Below are 24,181 nucleotides of genomic sequence, written 5' to 3'. Positions count from 1 at the left end.
AGTCCTTTTGGTAACTGTAAATGATAATAGTTGTTATTATATATTGATGTATTTTTATTAACAATCGTTAATAGAGTAATTGCTAAATAAATTATTTAACGGGTAAATTACAATGCACTGTTTTAATTTATTCTAACTACAAAGATAAAGACGGAATAAATTGCTTTATTAAATTGGCTACATTATTGTTTAGGTAGGATAAAAATTTTACCTTTATCAGTTAAATATTGAGCTTATAATTTGAGCATTAAGGAACTACACTTTGAATTTTCTGAGAAGCTTTCATGATATCGTTTCAGATCAAACACAAAATTTTGATGGCAAAGTTGATAGGCTTCTTAAATTTGGACTTGATGTTTTTGACTTAGAGATTGCGATTGTAAGTAAGGTTATTGACGGTAGCTACCTTGTTAAGCACGTTATTACACCTGATGATTCATTACCTGTAGGTACTACCTTCGATTTAGAGGGTACTTATTGTATCCATACATTAGCAGCAGGTAGTGCTGTTGCTTTTAATCAAGCCTCAACTAGTAGTGTAGCGAGTCACCCTTGTTACTTAAATTTTAAATTAGAGTCTTATATTGGCGCTCCAATTAAAGTTGGTGAAGAAATATATGGAACTGTTAATTTCTCTGCAGCCAAAGCCTCGTCTCCATTTTCAGATCAAGCTTACGACTATGTCGAACTTTTTGCACAATGGTTAGGTGTAGAAGAAGCCCGCAAGCGAGCTACAGAGCAATTAATAAAAAATAACAGTACTTTATTAAAACTAGAAAATGTAGCAAAAATTGGCACATGGGAAGTGGATTTACTATTAGATAAAGTAACATGGAGTGAACAAACTCGGCGTATTTATCAAGTATCTTCGTCATATCAACCAGATTTAGAATCTGCGATTGAATTTTTTAGAGCAGGAAAAAGTCGTGACAGTATTACTAATGCTGTTGAGATCGCTATTGAGAATGGGAACAAATGGGACCTAGAATTACAATTAATTACTGCAAATAATCAAAGTATATGGGTTTCAACGTTTGGGGAAGCAGAATTCGTTGATGATAAATGTGTGCGTTTATTTGGCACGCTGCAAGATATTACAGAATCTGTTGAACTACGCGAAGAGCTAAAAAATAAAAAAGCGCTTGCAGAACGAATGCTTGAAGACAGAAGTATGTTACTTGCAAAAATTAGTCATGAGTTACGTACGCCGCTTAACGGCATTACAGGTATGTTAACCACATTACTGGATGAACAAAATGAAGAGCGCCGAGTTGAAAAACTAAAAGTTGCATTAAGAAGTGCAGATATATTACTGAGCATTATTAACGAAGTGCTGGATTTCTCAAAAATCAATCATGGTGAGCTCAAACTAGAGCCCAATCACTTCTTGCTAAAAACAATCTTTGTGGATTTAGCGTCACTGTATTTACCCCTATTTAAAGACAAAAACGTTTATTTTCAATCATCTATAAATATTGACGATCACTGTTGGGCTTATTGTGATAATGCGCGATTGAGCCAAATTTTGTCTAATCTATTAAGTAATGCGCTTAAATTCACAGAGCGTGGTGGAGTACAATTCACTGTGAACTCTAGCGTCCAAGCGTCGAAAATAATGTTGGATATAGTGGTTTCGGATAGTGGCCGTGGCATGACTGAAGATTTTTTAGAGTCATTATTCTCACCTTTTACACAAGAAGTTGATGCAACGAAAAGCGTTGGTGGAACGGGGTTGGGGTTGGCAATAGTAAAAGAACTGGTCGATTATATGCATGGTACCATTGCTGTAGAGAGCACCTTAAATAAAGGGACTACTTTTAATATTCAACTACCTTTAGAAATAGGGACTGTTCAGGTTGAGTATTTTGAGCGAAATAAACTTGCTGTTAGTATTGATGACTTATCCGTGTTAGTGGTGGATGATAATCAAATTAATCGGTTAGTACTTGAGGCATCACTTGATAAACTCAATATAAAAGCAGATTTTGCTGTTGATGGCCAAGATGCCATCTTTAAATGTGAGCAAAAGAAATATAATCTCATCTTTATGGATTGTGTTATGCCTCAGCTGAATGGTTTAGAAGCGACTAAGATCCTACGAGATACAAAGTTAAGTCCAATTGGTGACACTTTAATAGTTGCATTAACTGCCAATACTTCAGCCACTGATAAAGTCGCATGTAAAGAAGCTGGCATGGATATGTTTATTTCAAAGCCGTTTAAACTACACTCTATTGAAGAAGCTGTAATTCGTGTTTCTGAACAGTTAGCAAGTAAAAGCTAACATACAAGTATTCCCCCTTAAAAGCAGGCTTTATGATTAAAAATGATTTAGTGAGTCTGACTGATGTTCTCGAACTGATGCTCGATGCTGTTTGTATTGTTGATAAGCAAGGACATTTCCTGTTTGTAAGCGCGGCATTTGAAACGATATTTGGTTATCCTGTGGCAGACGTTATTGGTCGATCCATGATTGATTTTGTGTACCATGAAGACAAAGATATCACCCTTGAGACTGTCGAGGTATTATTATCAGGTACTGCAAAACCACGTTTTGAGAATCGTTGGGTGCGAAAAGATGGTGGCATTGTACATATTCTATGGTCCGTATGTTGGTCAGAACAACATCAGGTACGAATAGCGGTTGCGCATGATATTACTGAGCGCAAAGAGATGGAAAAACAGCTGCATTATTTAGTTGGCCATGATCCACTCACTGAATTACCTAACCGAGTGTTGTTGTTAGACCGTTTACGCACTAGCTTATTTAAAGCTGAACGTGATCTCGCTTCGTTAGCAGTATTATTTATTGATATTGATGGCTTTAAAGATGTTAATGATAATTTTGGTCATATTATAGGCGATCAGTTGCTTACAGCAATTGCACAACGTTTATTATTGACCGTTCGTAAGTCAGATACTGTCGGTCGACTCGGTGGTGATGAGTTTTTGGTTTTAATATATGGAATAAAACATCATAAAAACTGTCAGCAGTTAGCAGAAAAAATTCGCCTAGCCTGTAGTCAGCCCTTTGTGATTGCAGGTCATACTTTAAATATTTCAAGCAGTATAGGCATGGCAATTTATCCAGATAAACGCTGTAACGACCAGCAATTAATTCAATATGCAGATAATGCCATGTATAAAGCTAAAAAAGCGGGTGGCAACCAAGTAATAACCGCATAATTTGATGTTACTAAATAATTGATTTGGTAAATTTTAATGAGTAAATTGACCTAGCAACTACTGAAAACATTTTAATTTTTACTTCAACGACTTCCTTTGGTTTCGTATTAGCTGTACCGATCATTAACTTCGCGTACATTTACTTACTACATTACAAAAGTGAAATATGAACCGTATTCACTTAATGGTAGAGAAACTGACTTCTAGTGGTAATACCGTTCATGATGAGGTAGATGATATTGCCAAATTAAATAACCAGTTAACCGATATCGTAGGTAAGTTTAAGTTAAATTAGTTGGAATCTAAATTTAACAGCGATAGCTCCCCTAAGGGGAGCTAACCCCAATCATGGCTATGAGTTGTTAAGTGGTTTGTTTTGCCGCAGATGCAGAGCTACCAACTGATGCGATTATGACCAATGCAATTGCTAACCATTGCCAAAAGCTCAACAGCTCGCCCAAAATCATAAAACCAGCCATTGCTGCAATAGCTGGCTCTAAGCTCATCATTATACTAAAGCCTTGCGCAGGCATATTTCTTAGGGCCACCATCTCCAGAGTATATGGCAGAGCACTGGACATAACCGCCACTAAAAAACCTAATGGGATAACCTCCCAGCTCAATAAGGCCATACCTTGGTGCATGGCGCCATAGGGAACTAACACGATAGCAGCGACACTCATTCCCAGTGCGACAGTCATTCCACCAGAGCTCTGATTACCAGTTTTTTTACCAAATAAAATATAGCCAGCCCAACATGCACCCGCACCTAGTGCGAGTAACACCCCGATAATATCTAAGCTTTCTTCTCCCTGCATATCAGGTAGTAATAACACAATACCGGTGCTCGCACAGGCAACCCAGAATAGATCTCGTTTACGTCTTGACGATAATAATGCAACCGCAAGAGGCCCGGTAAACTCTAATGCAACCGCAATTCCCAATGGAATACGTTCAATCGCGTAATAAAATAAAATATTCATGCCGCCTAAGCTTAATCCATATATAAGCACAGGCATACGTTGTCCTAACGGTGGAAATGCTTTCCACGGCTGAAATACCAAACACAATATTGCAGCTGAAAAGCCGAGCCTTAAGGCGGTGGTACCCTCAGGGCCAATTAATGGGAAGAGCTGTTTAGCAACAGAGGCACCTGATTGTATGGTGACCATAGCCATGAGTACGCAGACTAGTGCAATAAAAAAAGGCGGAATAACACGAGACATAGTTTTAAAAAGAATGAAAAAGATGACGATGGGCAGAGTGTACAGGCTAAAGTAAAAATTTAATATATTTGCGATAAGTGACACTGTAAAATGTTGTACCTAAAAGGCTCTGTTTTTAAACTGAGACCACCTCACCGTGATGTTTTCATTTTGAGGTGGCCCTAGCTTTAAGACTAATTGATTAATTCTAACTTTTTCGTATCAACAATTACTTTATTTTTAGCTGGCTTATACTTCAAATATTTAGCCATTTTAGCAAATACAAATGCAAATAGTGTTGCGGTAATATCGACCATATAGCCTTCGTAGTATGGTAGTAGCGCAACGTTATTCATACCTTGAATAATGCTTGAGATAGGTAAACATGCTGTGAGCAAGGCCAAAGCTGTAAGAATGCTATAACTCGCTTTACTTGCGCCTTGTTTAAAGGTGTAAGCAAGAGCGATAAAAAATACCAAATAATAGCAAAACATATCAAAATCTAACCCACTACAATGGCATATTCATAATATTGGTAATAGCGTTATTAATTATTGGTTGACAATATTTAACTTAATTATTAATCTGTGTCTTACATCTTGGTTTACCAGTTTTGTTGACTAGTTTGTGACTTGTCGCTCATTTTATAAATATAAAAAGTAGGTATCAATGCTGAATCATTGCCTGTTGCAGCTAAAATTATCGAGAAAATTCAAATGAGTCCATTTGAGTGGCACTTTCCTACCAAGCTCGTATATGGCCCCGGTCGTGTGAGTGAGGTAGGGCAGCGATCAGCGCAATATGGTCATAAAGCAATGATTGTTACTTACCTTCGTGGTAATGGCCTTGATCGCACGCTTGTTACAATAGAAAAATCATTAAAGGATGCAGGGATTGAGTTTATTGTATTCGCTCATATAGAGTCTAACCCTCGTTCTAAAACCATTGATAAAGCCACTGCATTATTTGTCAGTAACCATTGCGATCTCGTTATTGCGTTAGGTGGTGGCAGTGTGATTGATGCTGCAAAATATATAGCTGCTACAGCTTTTTCAGGTGGAAAATGCTGGGACTACGTACTAAGTGCTAGTCACACGTCGCAACAGTACAGTGGTACATATCCACTCATTGCGATACCAAGCATTGCAGCTGTTGGCTCAGAGGCTAATTGTAATGGCGTTGTGGTTAATTCTCACTCACAAGAAAAAGGGGTGACGTGCTCAGATGTGTTTTTCCCAAAAGTTGCAATTGTTGACCCGGCTGTTCAGGCTTCAGTGCCACTGCGTTTAACTCAAGACAGTTGTATAAGTATATTTTCGAGTTTACTAGAGCATTACTTAGCAAGCTCCAATGAATCTGAACTTGCTGACAGATTCACTGAAAGCATGATCTTGTGTTTGAAAGATAGCACCGAAAAAATTATATATGACATTGATAATAATGAAGTACGTGGCCAATTGGCGTTATGCTCCATTTTTGCATGGTCTGGCGTGCAAGCTTTAGGCAGGTTAAGTAAAGTGCCATTGCAGTACCTTGAAATGCCGCTAAGCGCACGTTATGACCTGCCTTATGGTAGAGGTATGGTGGTGATCATCGTAGCTTATTTAGCGTTTTTTGCAGATGTTTTACCTGAGCGCTGGGCTAAATTAGCCAGACGTTGCTTTGGCGTAACAGAGCAAGATGACATTAAAGCCGCAGCCATGTTATCCGGTGAAGTTGCAAGGTGGTTTAAAAGTACACACTCTTATTTAACGCTAGGGGATGTGGGTATTCCAGATGAAAAATTTGAATTGATGGCTGAAGATGTCATGCGTTTACATGCAAACTCTGGTGAGCGTGCTGAATTAGGAACTCGCAGCATCACAAAACAAGATGTTATTGATATTTATAACTTATGTAAGTAGTTAACAAGATTCTTGCACATACTATAGATTGTTTTAAGGGTTCCTCTCACATTAAACCCTTTTCACAATACTGATAGTACGAGGAAACCAAACCCCCGCTAGGGGGTTTTTTCTTTCTATATCTTAGAGTGTTTTAAATGGTCGGGTTTAAATTATCTTTGAACGCGGTTAATAACACTCATTGTTAGATTAAAGGCTGGTTTTAACTAGACCATCGAGTGAGTAAAGGCCACGTTTCTCACTGTTTTTACGTTTTATCTCTTCTAGTGCACGTGCTTCAACTGCGTCAAATAGTGCATTGATCAAACGGTTGAAGTGTTGGTGCATAGCTGAACGTGCAGCATTGGCATCATGATTAAGTAGCGCTTGGTATATAGCCGTATGTTCATCCATAACGCATGCATCATTATTACTGCACACACTTTTATAATCGGCGACAATTTGCGGGTTCGTTAAGCGTAATTCCCATAAATTTGCTACAGCGTATTCAAGCGCTTTATTACGCGTGGCACGCGATATAATTTCATGAAACTCTTGATCAGCTTTTTCAACGTAACGGCCTTCAGCCATATCTTCTAGCGTTTTTTTGAGTTGCTGTAGCTCTTCCTCAGTGATGCTTTGCGCTGCCAACGCCGCAATTTCACCTTCAATTAAGGCGCGTGCTTGAGTCAACTCAAAAGCGCTAATATCTTGTGATTTAAACGCAGGTTCTGGCGTATCAACAACGTAAACACCGGAACCGGTTTTAACTTCAACTTTACCACGCACCTCAAGGGCTATAATGGCTTCTCTAATAGTCGGACGGCTCACATCAAACATTTCTGCAAGTTCACGTTCCGGTGGTAAGCGGCTGCCAGCAGAGAATTCCCCTACATTGATCAAAGATTCAACTTTATCGACAATGCGCCAAAACAAACGACGATTTCCCATATTTTACCTTTATTGCTCTAATTTTTAGTAGACCACGCGTTAATACTCTAGATTACAGTAAATTCAGCCATTATGTCAAAATCCACGAGGATGTTATTACCAAAAATAGTACTTCTTTTTGGTAATTTCAAACTGTATTACCAATTTATTTTAAAATAAAGTAATTGGTAATCTTGATTGGTCAGTTTTCGTGTGTTAGTTTTGTGTTACTTCTTGTTATGATTATATGCATGAAGGTTTGCTAAATCATAGGATGTCGGCGAGGAATAATTCACTAGTTGCAAACAGTTGTGAATAAAAACTAAAACCATTTCGAGGACAACATGAAAAAACACACAATTATATCAGCGTGCAAACGCTCGCTAAGAATTCATTTCAATTCAACGCATAGTGCTTATCACCACAGATCTTAAGCAAGAATATTTTTGAATCGTAAGCTTACGGTTGACCGAGCTTACGCTAAACCACACACACTAATAAGGATTTGTATGTCTATTTCTCCTAAACGCAATAGTGCTACGCGTAAATTTTTTATTACATCATTGGCATTAGCCAGTGCATTATCTAGTCATATATTGCTTGCTAAAACATATCTTGTAAGTGACGCCGATGAATACAGTAAAGTAGCAAAAAGTTTAGCTGCCGGTGACGTTGTTCAATTAAAAGATGGCACATGGAATGATTTTGAAATTCTATTCAGTGGTCAAGGCAGTAAAAATAAACCAATTACTTTAGAGGCTCAAACAAGTGGTAAGGTGATTTTATCTGGTTTATCTAATTTACGTTTAGCGGGAGAACACTTAGTTGTTAAAGGGTTGGTTTTTAAAGATGGTTATACACCGACTGGCGCCGTTATATCATTTAGAAGAAACAAAAAAGAATATGCCAACAACTCACGTGTGACCGAAGTAGTAATAGATAACTATAGCAACCCTGACAAACAAGAATCAGATTATTGGGTTGCTCTTTATGGAAAGAATAATCGGTTTGATCATAGTTATTTAGCCGGTAAACGTAATAAAGGCGTTACCATGGCTGTGCGCTTAGATTCAGAGCAAAGCCAACAAAACAATCATAGCATCGATCATAACTATTTTGGTCCACGCCCAGTGTTTGGCTCTAATGGTGGTGAAACATTACGTATTGGTACTAGCCATTACTCTTTAACAGATTCATTGACTGTTGTTGAAAATAATTATTTTGAGCGTTGTGATGGTGAAGTCGAAATAATTTCTGTGAAATCGGGTAAAAATAAGCTCAGAAACAACACTTTTTTTGAATCAAGAGGAACATTAACGCTACGCCATGGTAATGGCAATATTGTTGAAAATAATGTTTTCTTTGGTAACGGTGTTGATCACACTGGCGGTATTCGCGTAATTAATAAAGACCAAATTGTTCGCAATAACTATTTAGAAGGGTTAACAGGTTATCGTTTTGGTAGTGGTTTAACTGTGATGAATGGCGTTCCTAATTCAACTATTAACCGTTATCACCAAGTCGATAATGCAACAATAGAAAATAATACACTCGTCAATGTTAGTCATGTGCAATTAGCAGCAGGAAGTGATCAAGAGCGTTCAGCTGTACCCGTTAATAGTGTAATGCGTGATAACCTTATTTATAACGATAAGGCGACAGATGTGTTCACCGCGTTTGATGATATCAGCGGAATAAAGTTTAGTAATAACCTACTTAACAAGTCAGTAGAACCATTAACTGACTCTGGCTTCATTACAAAAAAAGTCACCATGCAACGGGCTAACAATGGCTTAATGTATCCACAGAGTTCAGCAAAAAAATATGGTATATCAGCTGACTTAGAACCAACGGTTAAGTCACAAACTGGCCCTAGTTGGTACGAGAAAAAGCCAACATTTACTGAATTTGATAGCGGTGAAAGTAAATTAGTTAATAGTGCTGAAGGGGCATTGTTTTCAGCAATCAGCGACGCTAAAGATGGCGATATTTTAGTCTTGCAGCCAGGTAAATATAACCTGATGAAAATCGCAAATATTGATAAAACTTTAACCCTACGTGCGCAAAAAATGGGAAGTGTAGAGCTGTCATTTTCTCGTTCAACATTATTTGAAATTAATAATGGCGGTAGCTTAAAACTAGTGGGTATCACTATTTCAGGTAAAAATAGTCCCGATTCTACAGGTAATACCGCTATTCGTACTGCTAAGTGGGGAATGTATGTTAATTATCGCCTTATGTTAGACACGGTTAAGGTGACTGATTTAGATATTAACCATTCTTTTCACTTCTTTGATTCAGGTAAAGGCGCACTTGCAGAAAGCGTATCAATTAATAACAGTCAATTTAGTAATATAACCGGTGATATTTTACGGTTAGACAAAGAGTACGAAGACTTAGGTATATACAATGCTGAATATGTAACAGTTAAAAACAGCCAGTTCGCAGATGTAAAAGGAGCCGTTGTAAAAGTGTATCGCGGTGGCACAGACGAAAGTACATTTGGTCCACACGTTACTTTGACTAATAATAAATTTAACAATGTTGGCAAAGGCAAACGTAATAAACAAAATGCTTTAGCGTGGTTGCATGGAGTACAAGTAACCGATATTGAAGGCAATGAGTTTAAAGATACCGCGGGTATATTAGTTGAGCATACTGTAGGCGAGCCAAAAACAAACATTGAAAATAATGTTTATGATAATTCACAGCAGCCTAAAATTATTGAGCTGTTTGCTAAGCAGCTTGATGCTATCCAAACATATGTTGTGAAGAGGTAATTATGCAGTATATTCAATATTCTAAGCTTTCATTAAAGTCTTTATTACTTTCATCTAGCCTTTTGGCCTCTAGTGTGAGTTTGGCAAATGAGCATCCAAATTTGGTGTTAACACAGGCAGACGTTACTGATATGCGCCAAGCTGTGGATCAAACAGGTTCATTTTCAAAACGATTTAACACGGTTAAAAGTCAGCTTGATGCACAATTAAATTTGCCAATTACAGTTCCGTTACCAAAGGATGCTGGAGGCGGCTATACCCATGAGCGCCATAAAGAAAATTACAAATTAATGTACCAAGCAGGTGTGTTATATCAGTTAACCGGTGAACCAAAGTATGCGCAATATGTGCGTGATATGTTGCTGGAGTACGTTAACCTATACCCAAAAATTGGTTTACACCCCAAACGTAAAAACCAAAACCCAGGTAAGTTATTTTGGCAGATCTTAAATGAAGCTGTATGGTTAGTTCATACAATTCAAGCGTATGATGCAGTTGCAAGTGCATTGTCTGAAGATGAGCAACAACGCATTGAAAATGGTATTTTAAAGCCTGTTGCAGCCTTTTTATCAACAGAATCGCCAGGCACGTTTGATAAAGTGCATAACCACGGGACATGGGCTACCGCAGCGGTGGGTATGACAGGTTATGTAATCGATGATCAAGAGCTAGTAGAGCAAGCACTTTACGGCTTAGACAAATCAGGCAAGGCAGGCTTCTTACGTCAGGTTGATGAGTTGTTTTCCCCGCAGGGTTATTACACAGAAGGCCCATATTACCAACGTTACGCACTATTGCCTTTCATTACATTTGCTAAAGCGATTGCTAATAATGAACCTAAACGTGATATTTTTGGTTACCGGGATGGGGTAATTTTAAAAGCAATTAAAGCAACCATTGATTTGAGCTATAACGGCCTATTTTTTGGTATTAATGATGCGATTAAAGATAAAGGTATCGACACTGTTGAGCTCGTTCAAGGTGTGACAATTGCTTATGGTTTAACTGGAGACCCGCAATTACTCGATATCGCAAAGCGTCAAGAGCAAATCATTTTAACCGGTGATGGTTTAAAAGTTGCCAATGCACTTGACGCACATAAAGAGCAGTCTTATCAATTTACTTCACAAGAGTTTGGTGATGGTAGTAGTGGTAAGGACGGCGCACTTGTTGTATTACGTGCAGGTGAAGAAAATGATCAAACAGTTGTATTTAAGGCCACATCCCAAGGCATGGGGCACGGTCACTTTGATAAGCTAAATTGGATTTTTTACGATCATGGTAACGAAATTGTGACCGATTACGGTGCTGCGCGTTTTTTAAATGTTGAAGCTAAATTTGGCGGCCGTTACTTACCTGAGAATAACTCATTTGCAAAGCAAACCATTGCGCATAACACTGTCATTGTCGATGAAACTAGCCACTTTAACGGTGATGTCACTACAGCTGAAAAATATGCGCCTACTGTTCACTATTTTGTTGATGATAAAAATTTAAAACTCACCTCTGCCAGTATCGATACTGCCTACGATGGCGTAAACCTCAGTCGTACGATGGCACTATTAACTGTGGATGAAAACACCCCAAGTGTTGTCATTGATATATTTGATGTGCAAAGCGATAAACCTCATCAATACGATTTGCCGTTGCAGTACAATGGTCATTTTATTGATAGTAACTTTGCCATTAAAAATAATAGTGAAGTACGACGCCCGCTTGGCAAACAAGATGGTTATGAGCATTTATGGTTAACCGCGTCTGCAAAACCTGAGTCTGATAATACAAAAATTACCTGGCTTAACAGTAATGGCCGTTTTTACACTCAGACCAGTGTTGCCGATGATAATACACACATTCTATTTACTCAAACCGGCGCAAACGATCCTAATTTTAATCTGCGTAATCAAAGTGCATTTATTCAACGGGTAGAAAACACTAATAAACACCAGTTTATAAGTGTGATAGAGCCGCATGGTGAGTACAACCCTAGCAAAGAGTACACATTGCAAGGGACTAGCCGGGTTAGTCAGATCTCAAGTGAAAAACTCGCAAATGTACAAGTCGTTGAAATTAAATTTATAAATGGCAAAACGGCGCTACTGGCGATTAACCAAAATAAAGAACTTTCTAAGCAATCATTTAGCTATAAAGGGAAAAAACACACCTTTGGTGGGCGCTATTTGTTAGTGCAATAATAGGGTGTGCTTAAGAACATTAAAGGCCTTACAACTAAGAGTAAGGCCTTATAACCACAATAAATCGTTTTAACGACTAAAGGAAACAGAATGTTATTTTCAGAATATATGGCGGGTCAAAAATTATTACCGATCATCCAAACCGGTTGCCCAGAAACGGGTGTTGCTATTACTAAAGCAATGCATGAAGGTGGTGTTAATTTAGTTGAAGTGGTGCTGCGCCACGATACGTCGTTAAGTGTTCTAAGTGCAATTAAAGAAGCATTCCCAGATCTTAAAGTCGGTGCTGGTACTGTGATTGATAGCACTATTTTAGCGGATGCCTTAAAAGCGGGCGCTGATTATATTGTAACACCCGCAGTGACTCCTAAACTGTTAGAGGCATTGGTTGATTGTGGTGTTCCGGTCTTGCCTGGTGTGTCTAGCACCTCAGATATAACATTGGCACGTGAGGCAGGCTTTAAAGAAATGAAGCTATTCCCTGCTAATCTTGCAGGTGGTATTAACTTTTTAAACACAGTAAAAAGTGTATACAGAGATTGTCAGTTTTGCCCAACTGGCGGTATTAATGAGAAAAACGTCGGTGACTTTTTAGCATTGACTAATGTATTTGCAGCCGGTGGCACGTGGGTGTCTGCTCAGCAATGGATTGATGATAAAAACTGGCAAGCAATTACTGAAGCTTGCCAGCAGGTTGTATAACAGCGTTTCCCTGAGGCGTTAATTCTGTTGTCGGTTAACGCCTTATTTATCAGCTGGGTAGACCACCCCTAATTGCTGCCGTGCTTTATCAAGCACTGCCATAACATCTATGGCGAGTTGATGAGTATTGACCGTTGATTCACAACTATTGCTATTAGCGGTTGCTATAAAGTGGGCCATTTCATGGCGCATAAATTGTTCATCAAATGGCAATGATAGCTCTTCAACCGTGCCATCATTAGCAATAAATTGCACCCGCTTTAATAGCGAGACAGCTTCTATTCTAATTCGACCTTTTTCACCTTGTATCTCTGTGAAATTATCACCTTGTGATATTTTTGAATAACTGATCACAGCTTGTTTGTCACTGTAATTAAGCAATACATCTCCGGCGCCATCGACTCCGGTATTGAGTAACACACCGCTAGCTTGCACCGAATTAGGTGTACCCCACAATGCAATTAATAGATATAAAGGATAAATACCTAAATCGACCAAAGCACCGTTAGCAAACTCGGGTAAAAACGTGTTTGGGCGTTCACCATTTTTATATTTATCGTAGCGAGAAGAGTATTGACTATATTGGCCTATGTATTTACGAGGTGTGCCGATTTTTTTTAGCGCTTGCCTTAGTACTTCAAAGTTTGGCAAGTGAGTGGTCATCATGGCTTCCATGTATAAGCGTTGATGTTGTTTTGCTGTTGTAAGTATCTGAGCTAACTCATCACTGTTCGCAGCCGAAGGCTTTTCACCAAGTACATGTTTATTCGCTTTTAAACACGCAACCGCGTAGGATTTATGTAAGCTATTTGGCGCAGCAATATAAACAGCATCAACATTATCATCGGCGCAAACCTGAGCTATGTTAGTAAACACTTTGCCCTGCTGCTCGTTATGTTTAGCTAAAAAGGCGTTACCACTTGATTTTGCGCGTGAGCATACGCCGTAAAGAGTAAACTCACTCACTGTTTGTGCGGCTGCGAGTAACGTATCGCTGATAAAATTAGTGCCAACAATTACAAAATTCATCTATTTTTCTCAGTATTATAGTTTTTTAACCATTGCTGCCAATCATTTTCAAGTGATTGCATTTGCAGATGCTTTTTTCCGTTGAAGTGCTTTTGTTTGTCTTCTTCAAAACAAAAGGGACCCGCGCGACATAGCGTACAATGATTATCGGTTAAATAGTTAGGGTAAGTCAGTTTCGACCTCAGTTCTTTATTTTCGCTCGGGCTGAATACATAAGTAATACCGCTGGTGTCTTTAACGTGTTTATCTCTGTCAACATTACGCACTTTATAGCCAGGAAATAGCCTTATATCAAACGGCATTTGGCCGAGGTAGTGCGCGTTTAAACCTTGGGCTAAACTGCCTTCAATATTCCAATGCAGGTATGGTTTAACATCTTTAGAGGTAATATAACAAAGCTGAGGGCCAGCTTTATCAAGTGCATAATCACACGCATTTTTAATATATTGATGAAGTAATGCACGGTTCAATGTATTTGAACTCGCTTGTTGCTTAAAAGCGTGCTCGTTTTGAAATGCAGGTATAAGCGGAAATTGAAAAATAACCACGTCAAATTTTTGCCCATCGAGTTGTTGCCAAGCTGATGGTTTTGTCACGTCGAATTCAGTCAGTATATTAATGCCTGCGTCGCTTAGGGTAGTTAATGCATTATCAGTATACTTAGTCGTGACCGTTGTTCTGCTGTCATAGGTTGAGGCCACTAGGCTATTTGGTTGTAAGGCTGTACGAACAGCATTAGAAAAAGACAAATCGCCATCACCAACCGTGAGGATCCGCCAACTAGGGTTTAAATACATTTATTCAATCAATTGCTAAAACTTAGTTTAAGCAGTATACCAAATATATTAGTCGAGGGCTGCGTTGCAGCATGATTTGCTGTTTTATCTACATACCTTTACCCGACCGAATTTGAGTAGCCAGTAATATAAAAAACACAATTGCCCATTAACATCTAACCTATTATATGGGTGCTTGATTTAAGCTATAGTAAAAGTGGTTAATGCCAAAAGGGATAGCAAAAAGTAACTACAGCGTTAACTTTTTACCTGCTTTTCAGTTTCTGAGGCTGCCACAGTACAGAGCGCAAGTCGTGTTTTGAGCCCCTCAATTGCGATTTGTTTTAGGAGCAAATTAAAGGTTAACAGCACAGCAAAAACAAGATGTATAGGGCCATGGGTAAAACCTTCGCTTGGATCAAAGATCATTAATCCAAACAATAAAAACAGGACCACTAAAAAGATTTCAATGAGTTGGTTTGAATAAAATGACAAACGGCCTTCGCCTTTACGGTCTTTTTTTATGTGAATAGCACAGAAAAAAGGCAGAACTTTTATTTTAAATAAACCATTTTTTTCAACATAGTTTTCACCAAGTTGCTCTAGTTTTAGGCGTAGTTGATCTATCATGCTGGCTCCTTGAATTGGGAGGCGCAATAGTACAGGATCCGTGGGGTTTGCACCACCTAGTCATTTACTTAGGGTATAAACTAATACCGATCACCAATATATGGCAAACAAAAACCACAGAGCTTAAAACAAAGCGCATTTTTTGGTAATCAACATGATAGCTTTGCCATTGTGGTGAGGCTTTTTCAAATAACAGCACGAGCCAAAAGCTTGTCGCTAACCAAGCTAACATCCATTCAGTGGGTAAAAACGATAAAAAAGGAATCGGTATTACTGGTGCAACGGCTTTAACTGCATTGCCATAGCTTTGCTCTCCAGCATGCCATAAGTTACCTGCCATAAAAGCAAGTATGCCAATGCTATAAAAAGTAAAAAATTCTAAATTTACACTATTACTGCCAAACATAAGCGGCCAAGCCACACAGCCTAAAAATGGGAGTAATCCCAAATAGCCCAATTGGATGTGGTTGATAAACTTTTCCATAACAGTTATGCCTTGTTTGTATGTGTATTAAGCATGAGTATTGTAACAGTTTTCTTTACAGTGAGGTAAGTAACCTAGCCTAAGTTAATAACGAATTGAACGTTATAATAGTTTCATCTTAAAAATCGATTGTTTTAATCTAAACAATCAATTTTATTTATTTTGTCGAAGGCCTTATTGTATTAATCAAGCCAACGCAGAATGCCTATATCATTAGGTTGCGTTGAGTAACTTTAATCTTAAAACAAATGAGGAATACTATGAGCACTTCATTAATTAACACAAAAATTCAACCTTTCAACGCAACTGCATACCACAACGGTGACTTTGTAGAAGTATCTGAAAAAGATGTACTTGGTAAGTGGTCAATCTTCTTCTTTTACCCAGCAGATTTCACATTTGTATGTCCTACAGAGTTAGGCGACCTTGCAGATCACTACGCACAGCTTCAAGAAATGGGCGTAGAAGTTTACTCAGTATCAACAGATACACACTTCACTCATAAAGCATGGCACGATACCTCAGACACAATTGGTAAAATTACTTACCCTATGATTGGAGATCCTACTGGCCGTATTACTCGCAGCTTTGGTGTAATGATTGAAGAAGAAGGCCTTGCACTTCGTGGTACTTTTGTAATGAACCCAGAAGGCGAAATTAAAGTAATCGAAACTCATGATTTAGGTATTGGTCGTAGCGCTAAAGAGTTAGTACGTAAAGTACAAGCTGCACAATACATTGCCACTCACGACGGTGAAGTTTGTCCAGCATCTTGGCAGCCAGGTGAAGATACACTAGCTCCTTCACTAGACCTAGTTGGTAAAATCTAATTTGCCAAGCGTAGCTTAGCTACATTAAGCGCTACTTTCAGTGGCGCTAAAATTCCCACTACACAACGTTTTAAGCACATTAGCATGTAATGTGTAGTGGGTTCCTTTTGCTGAAAACAAGGGCAGAGCCATGTTAGACAACAACATTAAAAACCAATTAAAAAGCCATTTTGAATCGCTTACTCAACCTGTTGAGCTGCTTATCGCCTTGGATGACAGCAAAAAATCAGCAGAAGTCGAAAGCTTAGCAAATGATTTAGCATCATTAAGCGATAAATTTACTGTATCAAACAACCCAGATGCTAATGCACGTCGCCCATCTATGGTTGTTCATTCAGCGATTAAAAATACCCACATTACGTTTGCTGGCGTACCGATGGGACACGAATTTACAAGTTTAGTGTTAGCGCTTTTACATACTGGCGGACATGCAAGTAAAGCGAAAAGCGAAGATATTGAACAGATTCAATCTTTAGATCAAGAACTAAACTTTGAAGTATACATTAGCTTGAGCTGCCAAACGTGCCCGCAAGTAGTGCAGGCGCTAAATACAATGGCCGCGACTAATAGCAAAATTAAAGCAACAATGATTGACGGCGCACTATTTCAAGAGGAAGTAGAAGAGCGCAATATTTTAGCAGTACCGGCTGTCTATTTAAATGGCGAACCATTTAGCCAAGGTGCATTAAGCCTAACTGATATATTAAACAAAGTAGATAGTAAAGGTGCTGCACGACAAGCCGCGGCACTTAGCGAAAAAGATGAGTTTGATGTATTGGTTATAGGGGGTGGCCCAGCAGGGGCATCCGCCGCTATTTACTCAGCACGTAAAGGTTTAAATACCGGTATTGTTGCGGATAGATTTGGTGGGCAAGTGGCTGATACGTTAGCTATTGAAAACTTTATCTCAATAAAAGCCACGCAAGGGCCAAAGCTTGTTGCACAGCTTGAAGAGCATGTTAAAGAATACGATGTTGATGTTATGCATAACCAACGTGCCGCAGGGCTTGAACGCATCAATAATCAGTACGAAATCAGCCTAGAAAACGGTGCTATTTTAAAAGCTAAATCATTAGTACTTGCAACAGGTGCTCGCTGGCGTGAAATGAATGTGCCTGGGGAGCAAGAATACCGTGGCCATGGTGTTGCGTATTGCCCACACTGTGATGGTCCATTATTTAAGGGTAAACCTGTGGCGGTTATTGGTGGTGGTAACTCCGGAATAGAAGCTGCAATTGATTTAGCAAACATTGTTGAACATGTAACGGTACTTGAATTTGCAGATACATTACGCGCCGATGAAGTCTTGATCCGTAAAGCAAATAGCTTGAGCAATATCACGATTATTAAAAACGCACAAACCACAGAAGTGTTAGGTGATGGTAAAAAAGTCACCGGTTTAAGCTATACCGACCGACTATCAGGTGAAAGTAAAAACCTGAGCCTAGCCGGTATTTTTGTCCAAATTGGCTTAATTCCAAATACTGAATGGTTGAAAGATTCAGAGCTAGAACTTAGTCAATTTGGTGAGATTTTAGTGGACGCTAAAGGTGCAACATCGTTACCTGGTGTATATGGTGCAGGTGATGCGACAAATACACCATTTAAGCAAATCATTATAGCAATGGGCAGCGGTGCCACCGCAAGTCTAGGTGCATTTGATTACTTAATACGCCACAGTGAACAAACTACCGACGCTGCTTAACTATGGTTTAGTTAAAAACCTCTTGATTTAACAGCCATACACCCATGACTGTTATTCTCCAAAGTCGCCCTCTCCAAAGGCGGCTTTTTTTAGTTTTTGAAATACATATCTGTGGTATATTTTATAAAAATAATTGGAGATATGTATGTACCAAGGAAGTTGTTTATGTAAAAAAGTCGCGATTCAAATTGATGGTCTAATCGACAGTATTATCCATTGTCATTGTTCGCTATGCCGTAAGTCCAGTGGTACAGCATTTGCCACCAATGGGTTTGTTAACCGCGTTGATTTTAAAGTCATTAAGGGTCTGGATAGTTTAACGGCGTTTGAATTTAAACCGGGGCGTATTCGTCATTTTTGTACAGCTTGCGGCAGTCCAGTTTACAGTGAGAATCTTGATGACCGAGCTCGCTTGAGGTTACGTTTAGGTATTTTAGACAGTGATATTAATGAGCGCCCACTCAGTCACAACTTTTGCAGCTCTAAAGCAAACTGGGAAGACTTTGATGTAAAGTTACCGCATTATAATGGCTTTGAGCCGAGTAGGTAATAATCGCTTACTGATACTTAGCAGCACCTGCTAAATCCCGCTTGAATTCCCCACTGAATAGTGCTCGTTGGGCGTGAGTAGCAAGCTCTAACTGGCTTGGTGAGGCGGGAGCAGTCAATATAGGCAACATATACATACCACCAGCAAAACCAATAATAAACACAACCACATACGACAGTAAACGTATTAAGCCATTTATCATCATTTCGACCTTAACGTAATTTAAATACTTTTTTTGATGAAAGCTGTAAACGTTGCTCAATGTCACCAAAAAAGGTTAAATATAAAGCGTCAAATTCTCCACTTTTTTGCAATTTTGATAAACCCAACTCAAGTAAGTCAATGAGTTCTTGATTTCTACTATTTGAGTAGAAAAAGTAATTACTTGGGTACTGCAACATAATCGCAGGTTCAATCATCAAATTAAGATGCTTTTGCTTAGCTGTTTCTGCTTCAATCGCTGTTACTGAACGAGGAAAGTAGTCAGCTAAACCAGAATCTAACGCTTTAATCATACCTTTATAATCTAGTTCACCATTAACAGTTAAGCCATTTCTTTTTAACACTGCAAAGTCTGACCAACTTTTCTTTTGCAATGCAATCAATGGCTTTAACTCATCAAGCTGGTTTATTTGAGAGAAAAGGTGTTGTTGATTTTTATTGATCATCAACAAGCGCTTACCATGCAGCCCTTTATAAATTGGCGTACTTGTGTGTATCAAGGAAGGATTAGATTCAGAGGGAATAGAGAGCCAAGCCAAATCAATACTATTAGGACGTTCAAGCTCTTCAACAATCCGCATTTTATTCATTGGTTTTACCGAATAAATAAAATTGACTGTTTTGCCCACTTTAGCAAAGCTTTGTTCTAATAAATTATGAAGGTATTGATTCTTGGGAGAGTCAATGATGCTAGGTCGAGCTAAATGCAGATTAATAACATTTTGTGTTGCACTAGATTGACAGCACCACAAAAAAGAAATCGTAAGTATTAGGCTTGTTATTAGTTTATTAATCATAACTAGTAATTTAGTTTTTAATTTAATTCGACTATAACAAAATTACGGTGATATTTACTACCTAGATTCAAATTGTAAGTGCATAACTTGTTTTGGCTAGATTAAGTGGTCAGTTGCTCATAAGCTAACTGCTTTTTCTCCGGCAAGAGATTTTACAATGAGACATTACAAACAACTGACCTATGAGCAAAGATGCCAGAGCGCTGTTCTAAAGAAAAAGCGGTTTTACGCAACAAAGTATTGCTGAGCTAACTAATTTATCGCAATCTACGATTTCAAGAGAGCTTTCTAGAAATACAGGCAAGCGAGGTTACAAATACAAACAAGCTCATGAGCGGGCTTTGTCTCGCCGAAGAAGTGCAAGAAAACCGCTTAAGATGACACTTGAAATGATGGCTTTAATTACCCAGAAGCTTAATGAGAAGTGGAGTCCTGAACAAATAACGGGATGGTTGCGCAAGGAAAATGAACAATCTGTCAGTCATGGATGCATTTATCTATATATCTGGGAAGATAAAAAAGCAGGTGGTGAGTTATATCTACATTTGCGCCGACACGGTAAGAAATATCACAAGCGCAGCCATGGTAAAACAAACCGAGGGCAAATAAAGAATCGTGTTAGCATTGAAGAACGTCCACAAATAGTTGATGAGAAAGGCCGTATCGGAGATTGGGAAATAGATACCGTCATAGGTAAAGGTCATCGCGGCGCCCTTGTTACCATTGTGGAGCGGGTCACTCAATTCACTGTATCAACTCAGGTGGCAGGCAAAACAGCAGAAGCCGTCACTGCGGCGACTATAGAACTATTAAGGATATATAGGTCAGCGCTTCATACCATCACGGCTGACAATGGAAAAGAGTTCGCTTATCACGAGCAAATCACAGAGACATTAAGTGTTCCTGTTTATTTTGCTCACCCTTATCACGCATGGCAGCGCGGATTGAATGAAAACACGAATGGATTACTACGCCAGTATTGGCCGAAGAGCATAGATTTTAAGGCGGTAACACCAGCGCAAGTTATACCAGTACTTGAGCAACTTAATAATCGTCCGAGGAAGACACTTGGATTTGAAACGCCTGCAAAATTGATGCAGGATCACTTGGCGGCTAAAGCCGCCTAAACGTTATGCACTTCAGATTTGAATCCGCGAACATCGATTCAACATAAAAGTGCAGTTAATAATTGTAATTAAATAGCCTCAACCCACATCACACCGACTTCTTTTTTTACTACTTTAACATGTGTTCCAGCATTAAGCGGTTGTTGGCTTTTCAGCTTCCAAGCAATACCTGAGTAGGTGTGTGTTGTGAGACCTTGTTCATCAATATCATTTGCAAGCACAAAATCAAGTTCAGCAAAGTCGCTTTTGACTTCTTTGCTATCTACATTTTCTTGCATACGTTTAAGTGGCTTCCATAATAGTAGGGCACAAGCAGCTGTTATAAGTGTATTGCTCCACAGTGCAGTTGCTAATGAATCATCCAATAAGCCAACATTCATCATTAAGCCAGTCGCAAACAGCGAAATACCTAAAAACAATAATATGAACGTAGACATACCTAGCACTGCCACTTCAATGATCAGTGCAAATACACCTAAAATCATTAATGCTTCGGGCAGATTATTAATTATAAAGTCCATCAGTTACTCCACAGATTAACTTTTTTGCTTTTGGTTTAGTGTATTAATGATAGACATACCTTGTGCTACGAGTGAGCTAGCGTCAGTGGCGTTATCGGGGAGTAATACCACCGATGATTCACGGGCAATGGCTTCTTTTGCTGCGATCGCTTTAGTGGCTAAGTCAAGTTGTATTGCCTTTTGACCTTGTTCGGTATCAGCTGCTTCACCGACTTTACGCAGTGCATCCGCTTGTGCTTCAGCGACAGCAATAATCGCTTTAGCTTCACCCTCAGCGCGTAATATTTGCTCTGATTTATCGGCTTCAGCTGCTAATACTTGTGCTTGTTTTTTACCTTCAGCCACATTGATGTTAGCCTGGCGATCACCTTCTGATTCCAGTATTTGCGCACGTTTAACACGCTCAGCTTTCATTTGTGCTTCCATTGCTTCCATAACCGATTGCGGTGGCACAATGTCTTTAATTTCATAACGTAATACTTGAATGCCCCACGGCTCAGCCGCTTGGTTAATTGCCGCGACAATATTGGTGTTGAGCAAATCACGTTCTTCAAAGGTTTTATCCAGTTCCATTTTACCCAGCTCAGAACGCATGGTTGTTTGCGAAAGTTGCGTAACGGCAAATACATAATCATCAACACCGTAAGTTGCTTTATATGGGTCAAGTACACGGAAGTATAAAACGCCGTCAACAATCAGTGAAATGTTGTCTTTGGTGATGGCCGATTGTGAAGGGACATCTTGTGCTTGCTCTTTTAAACTGCGATCGGCAGCAATCCGGTCAACAAACGGCACAATAAAGTTTAACCCGGCTTCTTTAGTCGATTGATATTTACCAAAACGCTCAATCAACCAAGCACGGTTTTGCGGTACAAATTTAACACTGCTTTTAAGCAGCACTAAAACAAAGATCAGTAAAAACGCTTCAACAGTAAACACCATGTTGAGAATTTGCGCGATAGGGTCCATATAAACTCTCCTTAGATTATTGCCAAATTGGCGAGTCACATAGTTATGTCTGTACTTATAAGTGTGACTAACTTTAGATTACCATTGAGAGAAGCGCTCTCCAAGCGAAAAATCGTGACAAAGTATGTCAAAGAAGTCATATGGCTATAAAATGCAAGATTAACTCTAAATCTTTACTTTTAATCTATAACCGTTGTTATGATATGCTTCGAACTAAAATTTTAGAACTAGGCTGACATGAAACCAGATAGCACTTTTTTACAAAACATAAAACAATCAACTGCGGTTAAGCCTACTTCTGAGCTTGAGCTATTATGGCAACGAATAGATAAACATACCAAACGTAACGCAAACTTTGAGATTAAAAAAGCGACTTTATTCAACCAGTTTCAAGAACAAGTTGAACCACACGAGCACCACCAAGCGAGTATGATAGCAAAGCAAATCATCCACTTGAGCAAGTTTATTCCACGTAAGAGTTTGACCGCAGAGCAGCGTAATGAACTTGTAGATTGGATAAATGCAGATATAGATTATCTATCAAATCACCCGTTTACAGGTGACTTAGATATGGAAGCAATAGCAAATACATTTCGTTCACACCTGGATACGCATAATCAAGAAGCGGTAAACGACATTCCCTCATCCGAGTTGAATATTTTCAGGAGTATGCTCCAGCAAGATTTTCCTGGTTTAGAATTAACGGATGAACAATTAAAGGAAATTACGCTTGATCCTCAACTGCTCTACCAACACCTAGATGAACAAGGCTTTGGTGATAACCAAGAGCATGACTCAGAGTACACAGATGATCCGTTTAATGCCGGCGATGCGCACAGTGATGATGATGAAAATTGGGATGATTTTTTTGACCAGTTTGAACGATTTGATCGTGATGAAATTAAACAACAAAAGACAGATGCAAAATTAGAAAAGCTATTTAAAGGCTCGCAGCTTAACAAAATGTATAAACGTTTAGCGTCAAAGCTCCACCCAGATAAAGAGCCTGATCCTAGCAAAAAAGAAGAAAAGCACGAACTAATGCAGCTATTAGGTCAGGCTCGTAAAACAAAAGACGGTTTTACCTTATTGCAGCTTTATATAACGCATTTTGACGACGACGTAGACTTTGACGAAGAAACTAAAGCTAATTTAGTGCCGTTACTGAAAAATAAGATAGCTGAGCTGAACAAACAGCACCGCCAACAAAAAGAAGGCAATGATCCGCATTCACTCGTGTGGCGTCAATTTAATGGCCGCAGTAAAGCGCAAATTAAACTTAACTTTACTAATCATATCGCAGCATTACAGGGTGAATGTGATGAAATTGCAGAGCGTTTAGGTTATTGCACCTCAGTAAAATTACTCAAAGAAGAACTAAATGATCGAATTTTAGATAAACGCCATATGCCCATGTCTATTGAAGATGCGCTCGAAAGCATGTTTAATTTTTGATTTAAAACAAGCTTATAAAGCAGAAAAGGAATTCTGCTTGTAATCAATAATTTTTCTGATAACGTTAATTAATCATAACAAAAAGAGTGCAGGGAATGCATGACTCCACAATTCGATTATATTTGCCAACGTCGTTTTCACTTTATTGAGCTAATCGTAAAATGGGAAGGGCGGTATTAGGTAAAAGCTTCCTGTAATTTTTATA

23 protein-coding genes are annotated in these 24,181 nt (G+C 38.8%); 12 read left to right on the top strand and 11 right to left on the bottom strand.

Annotated features, from left to right (window positions below):
* The first annotated feature begins 262 nt into the window (after positions 1-262).
* The 3 genes from B5G52_RS14830 to B5G52_RS22400 all read left to right on the top strand — a co-directional run bounded on the left by B5G52_RS14830 (position 263) and on the right by B5G52_RS22400 (position 3,481).
* The gene (locus B5G52_RS14830; RefSeq protein ID WP_087533417.1) at positions 263-2,284 is read left to right on the top strand and encodes an ATP-binding protein; all 2,022 of its coding nucleotides are present in this window, start codon (positions 263-265) and stop codon (positions 2,282-2,284) included.
* Between the two features lie 32 nt (positions 2,285-2,316).
* Entirely contained in the window at positions 2,317-3,186 is an 870-nt protein-coding gene (locus B5G52_RS14825; RefSeq protein ID WP_087533416.1) for a sensor domain-containing diguanylate cyclase, read from the top strand.
* Positions 3,187-3,352: 166 nt separating this feature from the next.
* On the top strand, positions 3,353-3,481 hold the full coding sequence (locus B5G52_RS22400) for a hypothetical protein (RefSeq protein ID WP_254911224.1): 129 nt from the start codon (positions 3,353-3,355) through the stop codon (positions 3,479-3,481).
* Between the two features lie 67 nt (positions 3,482-3,548).
* Here B5G52_RS22400 and B5G52_RS14820 read toward each other — a convergent pair whose 3' ends face one another.
* Both B5G52_RS14820 and B5G52_RS14815 read right to left on the bottom strand, forming a co-directional pair.
* Entirely contained in the window at positions 3,549-4,412 is an 864-nt protein-coding gene (locus tag B5G52_RS14820; RefSeq protein ID WP_087533452.1) for a DMT family transporter, read from the bottom strand.
* A gap of 173 nt (positions 4,413-4,585) precedes the next feature.
* Entirely contained in the window at positions 4,586-4,885 is a 300-nt protein-coding gene (locus tag B5G52_RS14815; RefSeq protein ID WP_087533415.1) for a hypothetical protein, read from the bottom strand.
* A gap of 222 nt (positions 4,886-5,107) precedes the next feature.
* Here B5G52_RS14815 and B5G52_RS14810 point away from each other — a divergent pair, with 222 nt between their 5' ends.
* Positions 5,108-6,295: an iron-containing alcohol dehydrogenase gene (locus B5G52_RS14810; protein WP_087533451.1), complete on the top strand. Its 1,188-nt coding sequence runs from the start codon at positions 5,108-5,110 to the stop codon at positions 6,293-6,295.
* A 189-nt stretch (positions 6,296-6,484) separates the two neighbouring features.
* On the opposite strand, the gene B5G52_RS14805 is transcribed toward B5G52_RS14810, so the two are convergent.
* Entirely contained in the window at positions 6,485-7,225 is a 741-nt protein-coding gene (locus B5G52_RS14805) for a FadR/GntR family transcriptional regulator (RefSeq protein WP_087533414.1), read from the bottom strand.
* 488 nt (positions 7,226-7,713) lie between these two features.
* Here B5G52_RS14805 and B5G52_RS14800 point away from each other — a divergent pair, with 488 nt between their 5' ends.
* The 3 genes from B5G52_RS14800 (at position 7,714) to eda (ending at position 12,881) form a co-directional block, all read left to right on the top strand.
* Positions 7,714-9,984, top strand: coding sequence for a polysaccharide lyase 6 family protein (locus tag B5G52_RS14800; protein WP_087533413.1), 2,271 nt, complete (start codon positions 7,714-7,716; stop codon positions 9,982-9,984).
* A 2-nt stretch (positions 9,985-9,986) separates the two neighbouring features.
* A complete protein-coding gene (locus B5G52_RS14795; RefSeq protein ID WP_087533412.1) occupies positions 9,987-12,179 on the top strand; it encodes an alginate lyase family protein in 2,193 nt (730 codons plus the stop codon).
* 90 nt (positions 12,180-12,269) lie between these two features.
* Positions 12,270-12,881, top strand: a complete 612-nt coding sequence (gene eda / locus B5G52_RS14790; RefSeq protein ID WP_087533411.1) for a bifunctional 4-hydroxy-2-oxoglutarate aldolase/2-dehydro-3-deoxy-phosphogluconate aldolase — start codon at positions 12,270-12,272, stop codon at positions 12,879-12,881.
* A gap of 42 nt (positions 12,882-12,923) precedes the next feature.
* Here eda and B5G52_RS14785 read toward each other — a convergent pair whose 3' ends face one another.
* The 4 genes from B5G52_RS14785 to B5G52_RS14770 all read right to left on the bottom strand — a co-directional run bounded on the left by B5G52_RS14785 (position 12,924) and on the right by B5G52_RS14770 (position 15,800).
* Positions 12,924-13,910, bottom strand: coding sequence for a Gfo/Idh/MocA family protein (locus tag B5G52_RS14785; RefSeq protein ID WP_087533410.1), 987 nt, complete (start codon positions 13,908-13,910; stop codon positions 12,924-12,926).
* A complete protein-coding gene (locus B5G52_RS14780) occupies positions 13,907-14,707 on the bottom strand; it encodes a class I SAM-dependent methyltransferase (RefSeq protein ID WP_087533409.1) in 801 nt (266 codons plus the stop codon). Before B5G52_RS14780 ends, B5G52_RS14785 begins: the two co-directional genes overlap by 4 nt.
* A 237-nt stretch (positions 14,708-14,944) precedes the next feature.
* Positions 14,945-15,316: a hypothetical protein gene (locus B5G52_RS14775; RefSeq protein WP_087533408.1), complete on the bottom strand. Its 372-nt coding sequence runs from the start codon at positions 15,314-15,316 to the stop codon at positions 14,945-14,947.
* A gap of 64 nt (positions 15,317-15,380) precedes the next feature.
* Entirely contained in the window at positions 15,381-15,800 is a 420-nt protein-coding gene (locus tag B5G52_RS14770; protein WP_087533407.1) for a DUF3429 domain-containing protein, read from the bottom strand.
* Between the two features lie 260 nt (positions 15,801-16,060).
* On the opposite strand from B5G52_RS14770, the gene ahpC reads away from it, so the two are divergent.
* From ahpC to B5G52_RS14755, 3 genes are all read left to right on the top strand, one after another.
* Complete coding sequence (ahpC, locus tag B5G52_RS14765; RefSeq protein WP_087533406.1) at positions 16,061-16,630, top strand: alkyl hydroperoxide reductase subunit C; 570 nt, start codon at positions 16,061-16,063, stop codon at positions 16,628-16,630.
* A gap of 130 nt (positions 16,631-16,760) precedes the next feature.
* Positions 16,761-18,335, top strand: a complete 1,575-nt coding sequence (gene ahpF, locus B5G52_RS14760) for an alkyl hydroperoxide reductase subunit F (RefSeq protein WP_087533405.1) — start codon at positions 16,761-16,763, stop codon at positions 18,333-18,335.
* 145 nt (positions 18,336-18,480) lie between these two features.
* The gene (locus B5G52_RS14755) at positions 18,481-18,885 is read left to right on the top strand and encodes a GFA family protein (RefSeq protein WP_087533404.1); all 405 of its coding nucleotides are present in this window, start codon (positions 18,481-18,483) and stop codon (positions 18,883-18,885) included.
* A 7-nt stretch (positions 18,886-18,892) separates the two neighbouring features.
* Here the strand turns inward: B5G52_RS14755 and B5G52_RS14750 are convergent, their stop codons facing one another.
* Both B5G52_RS14750 and B5G52_RS14745 read right to left on the bottom strand, forming a co-directional pair.
* On the bottom strand, positions 18,893-19,090 hold the full coding sequence (locus tag B5G52_RS14750; protein ID WP_140394335.1) for a hypothetical protein: 198 nt from the start codon (positions 19,088-19,090) through the stop codon (positions 18,893-18,895).
* Between the two features lie 7 nt (positions 19,091-19,097).
* Positions 19,098-19,697, bottom strand: coding sequence for a transporter substrate-binding domain-containing protein (locus B5G52_RS14745; RefSeq protein WP_254911223.1), 600 nt, complete (start codon positions 19,695-19,697; stop codon positions 19,098-19,100).
* 446 nt (positions 19,698-20,143) lie between these two features.
* Here B5G52_RS14745 and B5G52_RS14740 point away from each other — a divergent pair, with 446 nt between their 5' ends.
* Entirely contained in the window at positions 20,144-21,031 is an 888-nt protein-coding gene (locus B5G52_RS14740) for an IS30 family transposase (protein WP_369679932.1), read from the top strand.
* Between the two features lie 68 nt (positions 21,032-21,099).
* Here B5G52_RS14740 and B5G52_RS14735 read toward each other — a convergent pair whose 3' ends face one another.
* A complete protein-coding gene (locus tag B5G52_RS14735; RefSeq protein ID WP_087533401.1) occupies positions 21,100-21,552 on the bottom strand; it encodes an NfeD family protein in 453 nt (150 codons plus the stop codon).
* A gap of 15 nt (positions 21,553-21,567) precedes the next feature.
* Positions 21,568-22,521, bottom strand: a complete 954-nt coding sequence (locus B5G52_RS14730) for a slipin family protein (protein WP_087533400.1) — start codon at positions 22,519-22,521, stop codon at positions 21,568-21,570.
* Between the two features lie 237 nt (positions 22,522-22,758).
* On the opposite strand from B5G52_RS14730, the gene B5G52_RS14725 reads away from it, so the two are divergent.
* The gene (locus tag B5G52_RS14725; protein ID WP_087533399.1) at positions 22,759-23,976 is read left to right on the top strand and encodes a J domain-containing protein; all 1,218 of its coding nucleotides are present in this window, start codon (positions 22,759-22,761) and stop codon (positions 23,974-23,976) included.
* The last annotated feature ends 205 nt before the right edge of the window (positions 23,977-24,181 follow it).

This window comes from Pseudoalteromonas sp. A601 (assembly GCF_002165575.1).
Taxonomy (GTDB): domain Bacteria; phylum Pseudomonadota; class Gammaproteobacteria; order Enterobacterales; family Alteromonadaceae; genus Pseudoalteromonas.
This window is presented reverse-complemented; position numbering and strand designations above follow the sequence as displayed.

Bases quoted from the DNA above. Each gene is read 5' to 3' on its own strand.
- B5G52_RS14730 (WP_087533400.1), bottom strand. From the start codon at position 22,521: ATGGACCCTATCGCGCAAATTCTCAACATGGTGTTTACTGTTGAAGCG.
- B5G52_RS14820 (WP_087533452.1), bottom strand. From the start codon at position 4,412: ATGTCTCGTGTTATTCCGCCTTTTTTTATTGCACTAGTCTGCGTACTC.
- B5G52_RS14810 (WP_087533451.1), top strand. From the start codon at position 5,108: ATGAGTCCATTTGAGTGGCACTTTCCTACCAAGCTCGTATATGGCCCC.
- B5G52_RS14795 (WP_087533412.1), top strand. From the start codon at position 9,987: ATGCAGTATATTCAATATTCTAAGCTTTCATTAAAGTCTTTATTACTT.
- B5G52_RS14775 (WP_087533408.1), bottom strand. From the start codon at position 15,316: ATGATAGATCAACTACGCCTAAAACTAGAGCAACTTGGTGAAAACTAT.
- B5G52_RS22400 (WP_254911224.1), top strand. From the start codon at position 3,353: ATGAACCGTATTCACTTAATGGTAGAGAAACTGACTTCTAGTGGTAAT.
- B5G52_RS14735 (WP_087533401.1), bottom strand. From the start codon at position 21,552: ATGGACTTTATAATTAATAATCTGCCCGAAGCATTAATGATTTTAGGT.
- B5G52_RS14805 (WP_087533414.1), bottom strand. From the start codon at position 7,225: ATGGGAAATCGTCGTTTGTTTTGGCGCATTGTCGATAAAGTTGAATCT.
- B5G52_RS14825 (WP_087533416.1), top strand. From the start codon at position 2,317: ATGATTAAAAATGATTTAGTGAGTCTGACTGATGTTCTCGAACTGATG.
- ahpC (WP_087533406.1), top strand. From the start codon at position 16,061: ATGAGCACTTCATTAATTAACACAAAAATTCAACCTTTCAACGCAACT.
- B5G52_RS14815 (WP_087533415.1), bottom strand. From the start codon at position 4,885: ATGTTTTGCTATTATTTGGTATTTTTTATCGCTCTTGCTTACACCTTT.
- B5G52_RS14745 (WP_254911223.1), bottom strand. From the start codon at position 19,697: ATGAATAAAATGCGGATTGTTGAAGAGCTTGAACGTCCTAATAGTATT.
- B5G52_RS14785 (WP_087533410.1), bottom strand. From the start codon at position 13,910: ATGAATTTTGTAATTGTTGGCACTAATTTTATCAGCGATACGTTACTC.
- B5G52_RS14725 (WP_087533399.1), top strand. From the start codon at position 22,759: ATGAAACCAGATAGCACTTTTTTACAAAACATAAAACAATCAACTGCG.
- B5G52_RS14780 (WP_087533409.1), bottom strand. From the start codon at position 14,707: ATGTATTTAAACCCTAGTTGGCGGATCCTCACGGTTGGTGATGGCGAT.
- B5G52_RS14800 (WP_087533413.1), top strand. From the start codon at position 7,714: ATGTCTATTTCTCCTAAACGCAATAGTGCTACGCGTAAATTTTTTATT.
- B5G52_RS14770 (WP_087533407.1), bottom strand. From the start codon at position 15,800: ATGGAAAAGTTTATCAACCACATCCAATTGGGCTATTTGGGATTACTC.
- B5G52_RS14750 (WP_140394335.1), bottom strand. From the start codon at position 19,090: ATGATGATAAATGGCTTAATACGTTTACTGTCGTATGTGGTTGTGTTT.
- ahpF (WP_087533405.1), top strand. From the start codon at position 16,761: ATGTTAGACAACAACATTAAAAACCAATTAAAAAGCCATTTTGAATCG.
- B5G52_RS14755 (WP_087533404.1), top strand. From the start codon at position 18,481: ATGTACCAAGGAAGTTGTTTATGTAAAAAAGTCGCGATTCAAATTGAT.
- eda (WP_087533411.1), top strand. From the start codon at position 12,270: ATGTTATTTTCAGAATATATGGCGGGTCAAAAATTATTACCGATCATC.